The organism is Streptomyces millisiae, from assembly GCF_031845425.1.
In the GTDB taxonomy this organism is placed as follows: Bacteria; Actinomycetota; Actinomycetes; order Streptomycetales; family Streptomycetaceae; genus Streptomyces; species Streptomyces millisiae.
In genome coordinates, this window is the sequence record NZ_JAVREM010000338.1 from 1 (window position 1) to 437 (window position 437).

Consider the following 437-nt stretch of genomic DNA (forward strand, 5'->3'; position numbering starts at 1 on the left):
TCTTCACCCGCACCCGGACCGGCGCCCTGGTCAGCAGGCTCAACAACGACGTGATCGGAGCCCAGCGCGCGTTCAGCAACACGCTCTCCGGGGTGGTCTCCAACCTGGTCACCCTGCTGCTGACGCTCGCCGTGATGCTCACGATCTCCTGGCAGATCACCGCGCTCGCGCTCGTCCTGCTGCCCGTCTTCGTCGTCCCCGCCCGCCGTATGGGGGCCAGGATGGCCGGGATGGAGCGCGAGGCGGCCAGCCACAACGCCTCCATGGGCAACCAGATGACCGAGCGGTTCTCCGCCCCCGGCGCCACCCTCGTCAAACTGTTCGGGCGCCCGGCGCGGGAGTCCGCCGAGTTCGCCGAGCGGGCCCGCCGGGTGCGGGACATCGGGGTGCGCTCCGCCATGGCGCAGTCCGCGTTCATCACCGCCCTCACCCTGGTC

The 437-nt window shown here is 71.2% G+C and carries 1 protein-coding gene; it reads left to right on the top strand.

Annotated elements, in window-relative coordinates:
* On the top strand, nucleotides 1–437 hold a 437-nt coding region (locus tag RNC47_RS36970; protein ID WP_311605248.1), incomplete at both ends, for an ABC transporter transmembrane domain-containing protein.